The following is a 15189-nucleotide window of genomic DNA, read 5'->3' as shown; positions in this document are numbered from 1 at the left end:
CAACAAATGCTCCACAACGCTGACGCATTCCCCGGCTCATTCGAAACCCGGCCGGTTTGCGCCGGGGGAAAAGAATAATGAATCGCGTTTATCGGCTCGTCTGGAATCCCGTCCGACGGCAAGTGCAAGTGGCGTCCGAACTCACGGCCACCCCGCGCGGCAATACAAATGACAGCCGGCCCGTGCGCGGCGCTCTCGTTCACTCGGCCGCGCCAACCCTTTCCATTATCGCGGCGGCAGTGGGCCTCGCCGGCTTCTCACCGACGGCATCGGCCGTCACATGCTCCGCAACGTCCACCGCGGGATGCAGCGCCGTTGGCGGCGCGGGCATACCGGCCCGCACCGGTAGCGGCGGCGCCGGCAACGGCAACGGCGGCGGCGCGAGCACCTTCAATGTGAGCACCGGGACGACCGACCTCATCCCCGGGTTCGCATCCTCGACGGGCGTCGGCGGCCAGGGGGCAGCCACTCAGGATGGATCAGGCGGACCCGGGGGCGCTATCGGCGGATCGGGCTCCGGCTCGCTCGGGGTCAACACCTCGGTAGTCGGAATCAACGGAACGGCCGGCCCGCTCGCGACGAACTTCGGCACGGGCGGCGGCGGCGGCGGCGCGGGCTTCGTTTTTTCCGGATTTAATCTGACGTTGGACTCCGGCGCGACGGTTCTAGGCGGCGCGGGCGGCGTGGGCGGGCAAGGCGCAGCCCCTGTGGTTTCAAATGGCGGCGGCGGTGGTGGCGGCGGCACCGGTTTGCTGTCGACCGCCGCCGGCACAGGCATCGTCAATAACGCGACCGTGGCCGGCGGTGCCGGCGGCGCAGGCGGTGGTGGCGGCGCGACCGGATCCGGCGGCGGCGGCGGCGCAGGCGGAGACGGCATGCTTCTGCTCGGCGCCAACACGAATATCGTCAACACGGGCAGCGTGACCGGCGGCGCAGGCGGGGCTCCGGGTAACGGAAGTTCCGAAATCCCTAACACGACAGGCGGCGGTGGCGCCGGCGTTCGCCTCGTCGGCGCGGGCAGTTCCATCGCCAACATCGGGACGATCAGCGGGGGCAACAGCTCGGCAGGCGTTGCGGGGGCCGGTATCGTGACGTATGGCAACACGACGATCACCAACGGAGGGACGATCAGCGGCGGCCTGAGCGGCGGAGCAAACGCGTCGTCGATCGAGTTCGGTGGCACCGGCAACACGCTGAATCTCCTGTCGGGCTCGACGCTCAACGGCGCGGTCACCCTCGATGCCGGCGCAACCGCCACCATCGCCGCTCAAAATCCGGGGCTGTCGCTGGCCCCGTCGGTGGTGCTGACCGACTCGGCCTCGACCGTGACCTTCAGCGGTATGGCCACCGGCCTCACCATATCCGGCGTAGTGGCCGGCGCAGGCAACACGGTCGTGACGGGCACCGGCGGCAACATCACGATGGCGGCCGTCAACACCTACACCGGCAGCACGACTATCAGCGGGGGACAACTCGCCCTTACCGGCAGCGGCAGTATCGCGGCGTCCAGTGGTTTGCTCGACAACGGTCTATTCGACATTTCAGGAACGACGAGCGGCGCACAGATCAAGAATCTGACGGGGTCGGGCACGGTTGCACTCGGAACCCGCACGCTAACGATCACAAACGGCAACGGTACATTCAGCGGCTCCATCGGCGGCACCGGCGGCGTGACCACCAGCGGCACCACGACGTTGGCGGGCAGCAATACCTATATCGGGGCAACGACGATCAGCGGCGGCACGCTGGCGCTATCCGGTGCGGGCGCCATCTCGGCATCGAACGGCGTAGTCGACAACGGTACGTTCGACATTTCGGGAACCACGAGCGGTGCGCAGGTCAAGCAGTTGACCGGCACAGGCACGGTGACGCTCGGCGCGCGCACGCTCGGCGTGACCAATGCGTCCGGCACGTTCGCGGGCTCCATCAACGGCACGGGCGGGTTCTTGCTGACATCGGGCACGCAGACGCTTACCGGCGCGAACAGTTACACCGGCGGCACGATGATCACTGCGGGCACGCTCGCGCTATCGGGAGGCGGCGTGCTGTCGTCGGCGACGCCCATCACGCTCGCGTCGTCGAATGCGACGCTCGATCTTTCGGCCGCCAGCGCTCAGCAGTTCGCCAACCTCAGCGGCGCATCGGGCTCGCGCGTCGTGCTAGGCAGCAACGCGTTGACCGTAGGCGATGCAACCGATACGACATTCGGCGGTACCTTGTCGGGCCCCGGTGCGTTCGTTAAACAAGGCACGGGCACGCTGACGCTCGATGGCGTCAGCAGCGCGTTCTCCGGAACGACGACCGTCGCCGCCGGCACGCTTGAAGTTGGCGATGCCGCCAATCCGTCGGCGCTGCTAGGCGGGAATGTACAGGTCGCGTCGAATGGGACGTTGCGCGGTCACGGTAGCGTTGCCGGCAACGTCACGAATGCGGGCGTGGTTGCGCCAGGCGGCACGATCGGAACGTTGACGCTCGGCGGCGACTATACCCAGGCGTCCAACGGCACGCTTTCGATCGAAGTCAGCCCGACCGCCGCATCGCAATTGCACGTCGGTGGCGCCGCGGCGCTAAACGGCACGCTGCACATCGTTTATGACCCGGGCACCTACAGCGCGGGCCGCTATGCGTTGCTGAGCGCCGGCAACGGCGTGAGCGGCAGGTTCTCGAGCGTCACCAACAGCGCGCTCGCGGGGGCGGATCTATCGTCGCTGCAACAATCGATCACCTACGGCGCGAACGAGGTCGACCTTGCTCTCGCCGCTGCGTCTAACACGACGACAGGCGGAACCACCCCGGTCGTGATTGCGCCGCAGGACACCACCATCTTTGCAACGGAGGGCACGTCGGCCTTGAACCGGGCACAGACGATCAGCTCCGCCCTCCTCGCCCGCTCAGGACGGAACAGCGTAGCCGGCGGTTCGGCCACCTCGCCGGCCGGCAGTTGGATTTCGGCGACGGGCTCGAGCACGAAGGTCTCGGGTACCGACGGCCGCCCCGGCTTTCTCGCGCGCGAATACGGGTTCATGGCCGGTATCGATCATCGCGAAGGGGCCGGCACGGTAGGCATCGCCGCCGGTTACTCGCACACCTCGATCGACGAATCTTTGACCGGCGATTCGAGCGCCGCCGACACGCTGCGCGTAGCGCTCTATGGCGCGCGTTCTTTCGGCCCGATCGATCTGGCTGCAACGGTCGGCTATGGTCTCGATTTTCTTTCGCAGAAGCGGCCGTTCGGATCGATCGGTACGGCCGAGGGCGATCACTATGGCAACGAGTTCAGTGCCGCGCTGCAAGCAGGGATGCCGATCGCTGTCGGCAGCGTCACGATGACGCCGCGGCTCGGACTGCGGTATGCGTACTTCCGGGGCAACGGGTTTGGCGAAAGCGGTGCGCAGGGGCAGAACCTGTCCGTCGACGCGGACAACGCACGCAGCCTGCAACCGTTCGTCTCGCTCGCGATCGACAAGGCGTTCGGCAATACGCTCGCGCCGATCGACGTCCAGTGGCGGATTGGCTACGCCTGGGAGGCGCTAAGCCATGCTCGCGGCTTAGCCGTCACGTCGCAAGACGGTACGACGTTTTCAGCGCCGGGCACCGACCTTCCACGGGCCTATCTCACGACGGGTGCCAGCGTAAGCTTCCATCCCGCGAAGTCCATGTCGGTGGCGGTGGGGTTGGACGCGCTGCTGAACGTGGGGCATGCGTCGGCACAGTCGGCCTATGCGAGGCTCGACTACCGGTTCTGACCTGCGATTACGGTCGCGATCGTACGGCGTTGAATCCGGTCACGCGACGATGCCAGCAGGCGTGTCATGGTCGCTGAAGCAACTTCGGCTTCGCGCGCCAGGATATGCTCAGCGATGGCACCGGCGAACGACATTGCCGGCCATTCACCGAGCTTAACCTGTCGCCTGCGGCTGTCGACGGCAGACTTGTCGCGATACGTCCAGGATTTGCGGTTCGTCGAAGCTTGCAGGCGCAGCCCCGAAACCCCCTCGAACGTCATGTGCTCGCCGCTCGGCGGCTTGGCTGCGGCGCGTGCATCGAAGCGCATTCTTCCCTCGGCGTAGGTTTTTTCTGAGGAAAGAATATGCGGCGCAGGTTTCCTGGCAACATTGAAAAACCTGCGCCGACCTCTCAAGTCTTGACGCACGGAGACAAGCGTCGATGTGCTGACGGCGGATCATCCTGGCTCACAACAGGCGACTGCGGACGACTATCGAATTCTGGCTACTCGTTTTCCTCGAAGTAATGCCCGAACTTGACCTGCTTGGTCCGGATATACCGCTCGTTTTCCTCGCGCACGGGAATTGCCAGCGCGACGCGCTCGCAAACGGGAATGCCGTGCTTCGCGAGTGTGTCGAATTTCTTCGGATTGTTGCTCATCAGCCGCACTGACGAGACCTTCAGAATGCGCAGGATGGCGGCCGCCGAGTCGTACTCGCGCGCGTCGTCGGGCAGGCCCAGTTCCAGATTGGCCTCGACGGTATCGAGCCCCTGCTCCTGCAGCGCGTACGCGCGAATCTTGTTGGAGAGCCCGATGCCGCGCCCCTCGTGGCCGCGCAGGTACAGCAGCGCGCCACGCCCTTCAGCCGCGATGTAGCGCAACGCGAGATCGAGCTGCTCGCCGCAGTCGCAGCGATACGAACCCAGCACATCGCCCGTGAGGCATTCGGAATGCAGCCGCGTCAGGACGGGTTCTCCGTTCGCGACGTCGCCCATCACGAGCGCCACGTGCTCCGCGCCGCCATCGGCGACACGAAAGACGTAGGACATGAAGGTGCCGTAGCGGGTGGGAAGCGTGGCGGCTGCATCGAGCACGACGCATTCGTCGGTGATTGCGCCAGGTGCGCACGGCGGCTCGTGAGGCGTAGACATGATGTTCGAAGATGCCAAGGCTTGATCCGGCGTGCTGCCGGGATGTGGTATGGACGGGCAGTTTACCGCCAATCGCCCCGGCGCACCGCAATGCGGGCGCGGCGAGGCATCGTCAGCCCCAATCCCCCGGCCGGTTTGCGCCGCCTATACTGGAACGGAGCCTGCCGGCAGCGCGTCGCCGAGAAAAGTCGGGGATGCGCGGCGCCACGCCGGCAGACCTTCTCTGACGAAACGGAGCCGCCTCATGACAACCGTTGCACAAGTACTCAAATCGAAGCCGGAGCAAACCGTCTACACCATCCTGGCGGATGACTCGGTCTACAACGCGATCAAGCTGATGGCGGAAAAGCAGATCGGCGCGCTCGTCGTCAAGGAAGGCGAGGCGATCGTCGGCATCATTACGGAGCGCGACTACGCACGCAAAGTCGTGTTGATGGACCGCTCGTCGAAGGTCACGCCGGTGCGGGAAATCATGAGCCCGCACGTGCGCTTCGTGCGCCTCGACCAGACCACGGACGAATGCATGGCGCTGATGACCGAGCGCCGCATGCGGCACCTGCCCGTCATCGATCAGGAGAAGCTGGTGGGAATGGTCTCGATCGGCGACCTGGTGAAGAACATCATTGCCGAACAGCAATTCACGATCGAACAGCTGGAGCACTACATCACGGGCGGCAAGGTATGAGCGCCACGCGGCGGGCGACGCAAAGGCCGGTGATGCAAAAAAAGCCCAATCGATAGCGGTTGGGCCAAGCCGCCTTCCGGCGGCGGAGGTTCCACAAAACCTGTCTTATGGTCGAGCCGCGCACGGCGCGTCAATGAGAGCGCCTGCGCGACCGCCTTCGAGCGAAACGGCATCCGGCGACGTGCCTCGTCGCGCAGCAATCAGTCTGTGCGCGGTGGGGCGCCGCGCACGACTTCCTCGCTCAGTCGCCGAATCAGTTACCGAAGTAAGTGGATTGCTGCGGCGTCACGTGCACCGGCTGACCCGCCTGCGACGAACCCGACGTCGACGGACCGTAGCCCGTGTCGGCGGTACGTTGTTGCGCCATCGCGGTGCCGTTCTGCGCGGCAACGCGCGCTTCGGCGGCCTGGATGTCGGCCGGATAGGTAGCGTCGTTCGATACCGCCGGGTTGTAGCCGGCCCGTTCGAGGTCGATCAGTTCCTGGCGCACTTGTGCGCGGGTCACGGGGCCGTTCGACTGGGCGAACGAAGCAAGCGGGGCAGCAAGCGCAACGGCAACAACAGCAGCCTTGATCAGGGACTTCGAGTTCATGATGATTACCTCCAAAAATTGTTTTGTCGCTGGCTCGTCACACCATGTGTCGAGCAAGTGACTCCAGTTTAGGAAGCCGATCACCAAGGGAAAACACCTATTTTAGATAAAGATTTTTTCGGCTCGGAGAACAATGAATGACACGCTCCGGACTTGCCGCGCCACTCGATAGCAAGATGTAAGGTTTTCCGCGCCCGGGCCGTGGCGCGCAGAAATTGCGGAACGTCGGCTGATGGCCCGGCCCGAGCTATTGCGCCGCCAGCAGTTTGCGAGGACCACTGACGAACGGGCTCCCCGCTTCGTAGAAGCGCAACATGTGGTGCATCTCACGCGACAGCCCAATGCGCTTCGTCGCCGCCACGGCCTTCACCGCGGCATCGCCGTGAATGGGCATCTGCCCGATCCACAGTCCGTGACCCGTACAGAGGTCCTGACCATCGAATGCCTGGCCAATACCGAATGCGCGCGTGAGCCGCCCGGGCCCGCGCGCCAGATCCCGCAACGGTGCGCCGTTACGGCGCGCAGTCATCGCGGCGATGCCTTCGAGCGGCTCGATGGCGCGAATCAGCACGCCCGCCCCGATGCCAGCCGGCTCGCTCGACATGTTGAGCATGTACTCCGTGCCATAGGTGAGTCGCACGTAGGCGTGGCCGCGCTCGAGGAACATCGAGCCGTTCCAGGCACGGCGCCCGATGAACGCATGGCTTGTCGAATCGCCGACCGGATAGGCCTCCATCTCCACGATGCGTCCGCTCAAACGGCGCTCGTACAGAACAGGCTCGGCCTCCCCGTTCCTGATGCCTGGGACGCCTCGCACCGGAAACGGCTCGGCGAGGTCGTAGACGAGATACTTGCCCACCATGAAGCGCGCCAGCTCGACCGTGTCGAGCGGCAATTCGTCGCGCGTGAGCGGCACGATGGGCAGCAGAGGCGTCGAGTCGCAGCCGGCGGACCGCGTACCGCCTGGCGTCGCGGTGCGTACGCGGCCCTTGCGCTTCGTCTGTTGTTGCAATGCTTCGCCCGTGGGCGCGTTCCGAGTCACGTTTTTCCCAACTAGAGTATCGTTAGCTTGCCGCGCGTCCCGAGGCTTGCAACACGGAGCGTGCGGAGCTGGTTCTCGCGCATTATCGCCACAATTTCTGCAGTATCAGCAGTTGCTGTACGCGCAGCGCCGCATTTCCCGCAATAACGTTCACTCAGGTTTCATTCGGCAACGCCCGCAGCAACAGGCGGTTGCAATGAACGCCCTCGACATCATGACAACTGGAGAAAACGCATGAAGGCAATTCACGCAATCAGGATGGCAGTCGGCGCACTCGTCGTCGCGGCTTCGGTCAACGCATGGGCGCAGGCGAGCGACACCAGCGCCGCAACCGACACCGCCAACACCGCCGCGTCGGCCAAGGCGAGCAAGAAGGCTGCACGCACGGCCAATCGCGCCTTGCAGAAGAAGGTGCGCGCCGCGCTCGCCCATGCGAAAGGCATTTCAGTGGCCAACATCACGGTCCGCGCGAACAACGGCGCCGTGACGCTCGCGGGCACCGTGCCGGACGCCTCGCAGATCGATCAGGCCACGCAGGTGGCACAGGGCGTAGCCGGTGTCACGTCGGTCAAGAACGCGTTGACCGTGCGTTCCGAGGGCGGCCAGTAAGTACGGCGATTCCCGCTCGCGCTTGCGTCAGCCTTGCGCCTGTTTCCCGCCTTCCTGTCTTGCCGGCATACGGTGCTTCGCATGGCCGAGGCGGGAGGACGGGGCAGGCGCCTGCGCGGCCGCCGGCATTAGCCCTGCGCGCGGCGTTGCATTTCACGGGCAATCACGATCTGCTGGATCTGCGTGGTGCCTTCGTAGATGCGAAAGAGCCGCACGTCGCGATAAAACCGTTCGATCCCGTATTCGCTCATGTAGCCTGCGCCGCCGAAAATCTGCACGGCGCGGTCAGCCACGCGCGAGCACATTTCCGTGGCGAACATCTTCGCGCATGACGCCTCAGCGGTAACGCGCTCGCCATCGTCGCGACGGCGCGCGGCGTCCACGATCATGCAGCGCGAGGCGTAGATTTCGGCCTGGCTGTCGGCAAGCATCGCCTGAATCAGCTCGAATTCCACGATCGGCTTGCCAAACTGTTTGCGCTCCATCGCATAACGCAGCGCGTCTGCCAGCATGCGTTCGGCGGCGCCAGTCGCCACGGCGGCAATATGCAGACGGCCCTTGTCGAGCACCTTCATCGCGGTCTTGAACCCGACGCCTTCACGCCCGCCGATCAAGCTCTCAGCCGGCACGCGGCAGTTCTCGAAGATCACGTCGCACGTGTGGGCGCCCTTCTGCCCCATCTTGCGGTCGATCTTGCCCAGCGACAGTCCCGCCGTATCGCGTTCCACGACGAATGCCGAAATGCCGCCGGCGTCCTTGCTTGCCGGGTCGGTGCGCGCCATCACCGTGTAGATGCCCGCTTCCGGCGCGTTGGTGATGAAGCGCTTCGTGCCGTTCAGTACGTAATGGTCGCCGTCGCGAGTGGCGGTGGTGCGCAGCGACGCGGCGTCGGAGCCGGCTTCCGGCTCGGTCAGACAGAATGAGCCGATGAGTTCGCCCGAGGCGAGCCGCGGCAGATACTTCTGCTTTTGCCCGGGCGTCCCGTCGATCACGATGCCCATGGACCCGATGCCGTTGTTGCTGCCCACCGCGGAGCGGAACGCGGGCGACGTCTTGCCGAGTTCCATGGCGGCCAGCACTTCCTCTTCCATGGTGAGGCCAAGCCCGCCGTATTCCTCCGGCAGGCAGAGGCCGAACAGGCCAAGCGCCTTCATCTCGGCGAGCAGGGCCTCGGGAATCTGGTCGGTTTCGGCGACGATCGCTTCGGCGGGCACGAGGCGCTCGCGCACGAAGCGGGCAATGCTGTCGAGCAGCAGGTTCAGCGTTTCCTGGCTACGAATCACAACGTCTCCTTCGGCGGCTCTTCGGGTTTGCGGCGCGGGTCTTTGCTTCGGTCGGTCATTCGGTCGCCCGATGCGGTGAAGAACGCCCACTGTCATTTGCTATATTGGATCGGGCCTGTTCATCCGGCAGACGAAGCATAACTGTTGCCGCGCCGTGGCATCGACGAACCACAAGAGGAACGACCGCATGACGACGACATCGACCGCGCTGCCCCGCTGGACCCTCCTCACGCCGATTGCCGCGTGGATCGTGCTGTGCGCAGGCCTGCTGTTGCCGGGTCACGCGCCGCTGCTGGTGCTGGTGGGCATCGCGCTCGCGGGGGCAGTGTTTGCGGGCGTGCATCACGCAGAGGTGGTCGCGCATCGCGTGGGCGAGCCGTTCGGCACGCTGGTGCTCGCCGTCGCGGTGACCGTGATCGAGGTGGCGTTGATCGTCTCGGTGATGATCGGCGGCGGTCCGGAAAAGGCGGGCCTCGCGCGCGATACCGTGTTTGCGGCGGTGATGATCGTGTGCAACGGTATCGTCGGCCTTTGCCTGCTCATGGGCGGCTTGCGCCACCGCGAGCAGGACTTCCAGATTCGCGGGGCGAGCGCGGCGCTCGCTGTGCTGGCGTCGCTCTCCGTGCTCTCGCTCGTGATGCCCAACTACACGAGCCAGAACCTCGGCCCCATGCTCTCGCCCTCGCAGCTCGCGTTCGCGGGCGTGTCGTCGCTCGTGCTCTATTGCGTGTTCGTATTCGTGCAGACCGTGCGGCACCGCGATTACTTTCTCGCAGCGGGCAACGGCGAGCACCACCATGCGGCGCCGCCCAGTGCGCGCGTCGCGATGGTGTCGGCGGCGCTGCTACTGGTCAGCCTCGTCGCTGTCGTGCTGCTGGCCAAGCTGCTGTCGCCGGCCGTAGAAGCGGCCGTGCGCGAGGCGGGTTTGCCCGAAGCGGTGGTGGGTATCGTCATCGCCGCGCTCGTGCTGCTGCCCGAAGGCCTCGCGGCGTTGCGCGCGGCGCGCGCGGACCGGCTGCAGACGAGTCTCAACCTGGCGCTGGGCTCCGCGCTCGCCAGCATCGGACTCACGATTCCGACCGTGGCGGTCGTCACGCTGGGGTTCCACATGCCGCTCGCGCTCGGCATCGGCGGGCGGGATACGGTGCTGCTCGTGCTGACGCTGATCGTGGGTACGCTCACGCTCGGCACCGGCCGCACGACCATCCTGCAAGGCGCCGTGCACCTGTCGCTGTTCGCGGCGTATCTGTTTCTTTCGGTGGCGCCGTAGGTCTTGCTGCGAGCGTCCGGTGTTAAGGCTGATGCCGCCTCATGCGCGGGCGCTTCGCGTGATCGCCCCGGGTTGTGGTTCTTCGCCGGTCCTTCGGGGCGGCCGCTCAGTTTGCCCTCAATGAGCCCTCAATGAGCCCTCGGTGAGCCCTGGGTGAGCCCTGGGTGAGCCCTCGGTGAGCCCCTCAGTCGGCCCAATGGGCCGCAAGCCACTCTCGAAAGCGCTGCACCTTTTGCAGATGCGCCACGCTTTCGGGATAGACGAAAAAGTAACGCGCGCCCGTGGTGAGCACCGTATCGAACGGACGCACGAGCCGCTTCGCCGCCACGTCTTCCTCGATCAGCGCCAGGTCGCTGATCGCCACGCCGAAGCCCTGCAGCGCCGCGTTGGTCGCCAGATCGAGGGTTTCGAAGCTCGGCCCGTGGCTCGCATCGACACCGCTCGCCTCGCTCACGCCCGCGTGCGCGAGCCACATCTTCCAGTCGCGATGATCGCGCGTGGGATGCAGCAGCGTGTGCCGCGCCAGATCTTCGGCCCGCGCGAGCGGTTTATCGACGAGCAGTTCGGGCGCACACACCGGCGTCAGGCGTTCCTCGATCAACGGCACCGCCTGGACATCCGCGCCGGGAGACGTACCGTAGACGATGGCGGCATCGAACGGCTCCACCTCGAAATCCACATCGTGCTGCCACGTCGTGGTGATCTGCACGTGCAGGTCCGGATACTCGCCCTGAAAGCGCATGATCTTCGGCAGCATCCAGCGCATCACGCAGGTGGGCACCTTGAGCGCGAGATCGGTGCGCTGGCGCGTGAGACGCAGCGAAATTTCCTCGATACGGGCAAAGCTCTCCTTCACCGCCGGCAGCAGCAACTCGCCTTCGGCCGTGAGCGTGAGCCCTTTCGCGTGACGCTTGAACAGCGGAAAACCGTAGTAGTCTTCGAGCGCAAGAATCTGCCGGCTCACCGCACCTTGCGTGAGACACAGATGCTCCGCCGCACGCGTGAAGCTGCGGTGACGCGCGACGGTCTCGAAGATCTGCAGGGCGTTCAGAGGCGGAAGTCGTCGCATGGCGGGGACGGCGGGAGGAGCAGGATGGTTGGGCGGCCAAGCATCAGTAAAACTCATCCCGACCGGTGCGGCGAAACGAGCTTTTGATGCGCTTGGGGCCACAGGATAAGCGAACAAAAACCGATGCGGTGTGGGCGGTTACCCTGGAGGTATGCGAAGCGCTCATACCGCCGGCGCGCGGGCGCAGAGCTGCGGCTGTCGATCGGTAATGGAAGCGGCTGTCGCCAACCGGCCGCCGGCGTGCAATGTTCGTGAGGTCCGTGATGACGTCACGACCCGTTTAGCCGCGCGAAGACAGCCTGGTCAGCGTGTGCTTTGCTTCTGCGCCGCGTCGTCCAGGGCCTCGATCTGCCGGTCCACCAGCGTGAGCCTGAGCGGTTTGTCGGCATCCAGCTTTTTCTTTTCGATGACGCGCTTCCAGGCGCTGTCCTTACCCGGCTCCCGGTAGAGCGCCACGATCGCGACGTACCTTGTGCCGGGCTCCATGGGCTGCGAGAGGCTCACCGACGCGCCGGGGTTCAGCACCGAAGCCATGCTGGCCTGCAGATCCTGTGCGAGCACGGTGCGGTCGTTCTTCAGCAGATCGTCGTAGGACGCTGCGTCGAACAACTTGCGCTCCTTGAGCTGATACACGCGGACCGCGACCGACGTCGGACGGCCAGCATCATCGGGATTGAGCGCCTCGCGCGCCGACAGATCGACGTTGAGCGTCTTCACCTGCTTGAAGAACACGGCGTGATACGCGCTCGCCGTCGAGTCGGACACGGCCTGCCAGGCGCCGCAGCCCGACAGTGCCAGCGCCAGCGAGATGGTTGTTGTGATGAAACGGATCGACATCTTCAGTCCTTGTCAGGCGGATTGGGGTGAGGCTGAAACAGACGCAGCGCGCGGAAAAGCCTCATAGACCCCCAGCGAAATATTGATGCGCCGCTCTGCCTGCGCCGGCAGCACCGTGGTCCAGCCCAGGCGCGGCGACGGACCTGCGCCAGGCGGGCCGATAGAAGGCTGCGGCGCGTGGCGCGACGACATCTCCATGCGCAGATGCACGTCGGCCTTCACGCCCACGTAAAGCTGCACGAAGGCCATCAACTCGCGATGCAGCGACGCGCCGGGCAGCAGGTCGTGCGCCTGGCGCCGGTCGGCAGGCCGCAGCGTCACGCGCACCGCGCGGCTGCGATACGCCATGCGTCGGCCCAGCACGTAGCCGCCGCCGAGCCCCTTGCCTCTGCCGCCTTCGTTCGTGGCCGCGCCGAGCGGCTGTGGCTTGCCGGTCGACGTCGTGACCGGCCAGAACTCGTTCACGTGCACGTCGACGCCGGGCGCCGCCAGCGCAATCACGCCTGCGAGCCCCTCCGGCGTGCGCGTGCGCTGGACCAGCAGACCGAGCAGCGCGAGCATGCGCGAGTCGGGCAGGCCCGCGCGCGCCGGCTTGTCGCCCCAGCCGAAGCCCGCAAGGCACAGCAGGCTGCGCGAATGCGCATCGGCGCCACCTGCCCGGAAGCTCTCGGCATGGCGGTACTTCTTCCACGCGCGATACAGCAGCGTGACGTAACGGTGATTGAACTGGTCGAGGAACGACTCGACCGCTTCGTGGCCCTCCTCGCGCATCACGATGTCGTCGATCATGTGCGACGGCACCGCGGCATCGACGCCGTACAGGCCCATGAACGTCGTGCGTACTGTGGGTGGTGCGTCGGGATGCTCCTCGTCGAACCCGACGGAGGCGATCTCGCCAGCGGGAAAGCCGGTGCGAGGCCGCGGACGGAAGCGCACCGGTTCGTGCTCCGGCGTGTCGCGGGTACCAAGGCCAGGCTGGTCCGGCGCACGCGCTTCCAGCAGCCGGCACAGTTGCATGAAGCTCATCTGCGGCGCGCGTGCGAGCAGCGACGCTACAAGCGGTTCGAGATGGGACAGGCTGGCTGCCTTCATGGCCGCACTCATAACGGTGCCCGCTGTGCCTTGCTGCGCGACCATTCCACCCGCGCCTGCGACGGCAGGCTCACGATCGCGAGCTTCGTGAACAGGTTGATATCGGCGTAGAGCGCGAAGAAGCGATGCAGCAGTTCGCCGAACAGCATCACGTCGCCCTCGCCCGCGAACGCGTGGGAATCGAGCGTCACCTCGATCAGCACGCCGCGCTCGACCGCGCCGCCCGTCACCTCCTCGATCAGTTCCTGCGAGACCCGCAGGATGCCGGCGAGCCGGCGGCGGTTGAGTTCGTCGTCGGTCCAGTCGTAGAGCGCGAGCGCGCCGCGCAGCACCTCGGCGCTCATCATCGAGAGGAAGTTCGGCGCGAGATGCGACAGCAGGCGCCACTGGAAGCGGTCCTGGGTGGGTGGATAGAGCGGCAGCGTCGGCGACACGAGGTTGCGCACGCCCGTCACGTTCGGCGTACTGGCCGCCAGTTCGTCGAGGCTCGCCTCGCGCAGACCCTTGCGCGGCAGCAGGCCATTCGTGCCTGTCACGCGCAGCGAGAGGCTTTCCTCGGGCAGCATGTCCATCGTCTCCCACGCGTGGCCGCCGAGAATCACCCACGTTTCGTGCAGACCTGACACGCCGGGTCTCACGCGGCTGTGGAAATAGCGCTCGGGCGCCTCGTGACGCAGCATGCCGCCGCGGTGCCGGAACGTCGCGAACGGCACGTATTCGTAGCGCTCGGCTGTCTCGTGGTCGAAGGTCTCGATCGCGTCGACCGAGTAGGTTTCCACGTGCGCGCCCTGGTGGCCCGCGGGCACCACGCGGTACTCCGTCTCGTGGTGGTTGATCACGATGGGCTCGGCATCGAGTTCGAACAGGTTGATCACGGGGCTGCAGAAGAGGCGCACGTTCTCTGCGCCGAACCGGTGGTCGGCGGGCCAGGCGTGCTGCAGCACGATCTCCAGCTCAAACCGGTCCGATTTCTCGGGGAGCTTCGCGACGTCAAGACCACACAGGTCCACAAAAAGAAACTTCTCGCGGAACGTGAAGTATTCGAGCAGCAACTGGTAGCCGGAGAACGCGGCATCGGCCTTGGGCCACAGCCGCTCTTCTGCGGAAAAGCCGGCGGGCTCGATCGTGACGCCCGAAAGCGGCACGGCTTCGCCGTCGCGGATTTCAGGCACACGCCAGTGGACGGCTTCCACCTGACGCGTGAGCGCAAGATGCATCGCGAACGCAGTGGGCAGGTCCGCGTTCAGATAGAGGCGCAGCAGCGACAGATCGATCTCCTGCCGGCGCGCCGAGTGGTGCAGTTGGAAACCCAGGCGGATCACCGAGCGTCCGTCGTGGCGCACGGTCGGCCCGGCATGCGTGATCGACAGCGGCTGCACGGTGACGTCCTGCGTCGTGCGGTAGAGGCACTGGACCGTCTTCGGCGTCGTGCCTTCCGCGCCGGCGGGCGGCGGCACGGCGATGGGCGCGGAACGCACCGGCACGCCGGCCGGCACCACCTCGGTCTTCTGCAGCTTCTCGGCAAGCGGCATGAGTTCGACCACCGAGAGCGATGGGATCATCCGCAGGTAATGCGGCCACAGCAGGCTCACGAGGCCCTCGGTCAGCTCGGGCAGCTCGTCGTCGAGCTTCTGTCTGAGTCGCCCGGTCAGGAACGCGAAGCCTTCGAAGAGTCGTTCGACATACGGATCGCGGTCGCCCACGCGGTCGAGGTTGAGCAGGCGCGCGCGGTCGGGATGCGCCTTCGCGAACTCCCTGCCGGACTCGCGCAGGTAGCGCATCTCGGCTTCGTAGTAGCGCAGGATGGGGTCGTCGTTTTTCATGGGTTTGTT

The 15189-nt window shown here is 65.8% G+C and carries 12 protein-coding genes and 1 pseudogene; 4 read left to right on the top strand and 9 right to left on the bottom strand.

The features are described from left to right. Positions 1–77 precede the first annotated feature (77 nt). Entirely contained in the window at positions 78–3746 is a 3669-nt protein-coding gene (locus tag P2869_RS23630; protein ID WP_277599735.1) for an autotransporter domain-containing protein, read from the top strand. A 110-nt stretch (positions 3747–3856) separates the two neighbouring features. Here the strand turns inward: P2869_RS23630 and P2869_RS23625 are convergent. Then, a pseudogene (locus P2869_RS23625) lies at positions 3857–4054 on the bottom strand (alpha/beta hydrolase); the annotation flags it as partial. A gap of 176 nt (positions 4055–4230) precedes the next feature. After that, positions 4231–4878, bottom strand: coding sequence for a GTP cyclohydrolase II (ribA, locus tag P2869_RS23620; RefSeq protein ID WP_026121705.1), 648 nt, complete (start codon positions 4876–4878; stop codon positions 4231–4233). A gap of 244 nt (positions 4879–5122) precedes the next feature. Between ribA and P2869_RS23615 the strand changes: the two genes are divergently transcribed. Further along, the gene (locus P2869_RS23615; protein ID WP_017776046.1) at positions 5123–5563 is read left to right on the top strand and encodes a CBS domain-containing protein; all 441 of its coding nucleotides are present in this window, start codon (positions 5123–5125) and stop codon (positions 5561–5563) included. A gap of 253 nt (positions 5564–5816) precedes the next feature. Here P2869_RS23615 and P2869_RS23610 read toward each other — a convergent pair whose 3' ends face one another. Both P2869_RS23610 and P2869_RS23605 read right to left on the bottom strand, forming a co-directional pair. Further along, the gene (locus tag P2869_RS23610; protein WP_042303940.1) at positions 5817–6155 is read right to left on the bottom strand and encodes a DUF4148 domain-containing protein; all 339 of its coding nucleotides are present in this window, start codon (positions 6153–6155) and stop codon (positions 5817–5819) included. A 247-nt stretch (positions 6156–6402) separates the two neighbouring features. Next, on the bottom strand, positions 6403–7083 hold the full coding sequence (locus P2869_RS23605) for a DNA-3-methyladenine glycosylase (RefSeq protein ID WP_277599834.1): 681 nt from the start codon (positions 7081–7083) through the stop codon (positions 6403–6405). Between the two features lie 348 nt (positions 7084–7431). On the opposite strand from P2869_RS23605, the gene P2869_RS23600 reads away from it, so the two are divergent. Next, positions 7432–7806, top strand: coding sequence for a BON domain-containing protein (locus P2869_RS23600; protein ID WP_026121703.1), 375 nt, complete (start codon positions 7432–7434; stop codon positions 7804–7806). 128 nt (positions 7807–7934) lie between these two features. On the opposite strand, the gene P2869_RS23595 is transcribed toward P2869_RS23600, so the two are convergent. Further along, the gene (locus P2869_RS23595) at positions 7935–9089 is read right to left on the bottom strand and encodes an acyl-CoA dehydrogenase family protein (RefSeq protein WP_277599734.1); all 1155 of its coding nucleotides are present in this window, start codon (positions 9087–9089) and stop codon (positions 7935–7937) included. A gap of 187 nt (positions 9090–9276) precedes the next feature. On the opposite strand from P2869_RS23595, the gene P2869_RS23590 reads away from it, so the two are divergent. Beyond that, positions 9277–10359 carry an ionic transporter y4hA gene (locus tag P2869_RS23590; RefSeq protein ID WP_277599733.1) on the top strand — a complete coding sequence of 361 codons (1083 nt, stop codon included), beginning with the start codon at positions 9277–9279 and terminating at the stop codon, positions 10357–10359. Between the two features lie 184 nt (positions 10360–10543). Here P2869_RS23590 and P2869_RS23585 read toward each other — a convergent pair whose 3' ends face one another. From P2869_RS23585 to tssF, 4 genes are all read right to left on the bottom strand, one after another. Beyond that, a complete protein-coding gene (locus tag P2869_RS23585) occupies positions 10544–11428 on the bottom strand; it encodes a LysR substrate-binding domain-containing protein (protein ID WP_017776040.1) in 885 nt (294 codons plus the stop codon). 303 nt (positions 11429–11731) lie between these two features. Further along, positions 11732–12265: a type VI secretion system lipoprotein TssJ gene (gene tssJ / locus P2869_RS23580; protein ID WP_017776039.1), complete on the bottom strand. Its 534-nt coding sequence runs from the start codon at positions 12263–12265 to the stop codon at positions 11732–11734. A 12-nt stretch (positions 12266–12277) separates the two neighbouring features. Next, on the bottom strand, positions 12278–13357 hold the full coding sequence (tssG, locus tag P2869_RS23575; protein ID WP_152495064.1) for a type VI secretion system baseplate subunit TssG: 1080 nt from the start codon (positions 13355–13357) through the stop codon (positions 12278–12280). Between the two features lie 8 nt (positions 13358–13365). Then, positions 13366–15180, bottom strand: a complete 1815-nt coding sequence (tssF, locus tag P2869_RS23570; RefSeq protein ID WP_277599732.1) for a type VI secretion system baseplate subunit TssF — start codon at positions 15178–15180, stop codon at positions 13366–13368. Positions 15181–15189 lie beyond the last annotated feature (9 nt).

Source organism: Paraburkholderia sp. SUR17 (assembly GCF_029536165.1).
GTDB lineage: Bacteria > Pseudomonadota > Gammaproteobacteria > Burkholderiales > Burkholderiaceae > Paraburkholderia > Paraburkholderia kururiensis.
The sequence above is the reverse complement of the archived record's forward strand: the minus strand, read 5'-3'. Positions and strand labels throughout refer to the sequence as shown.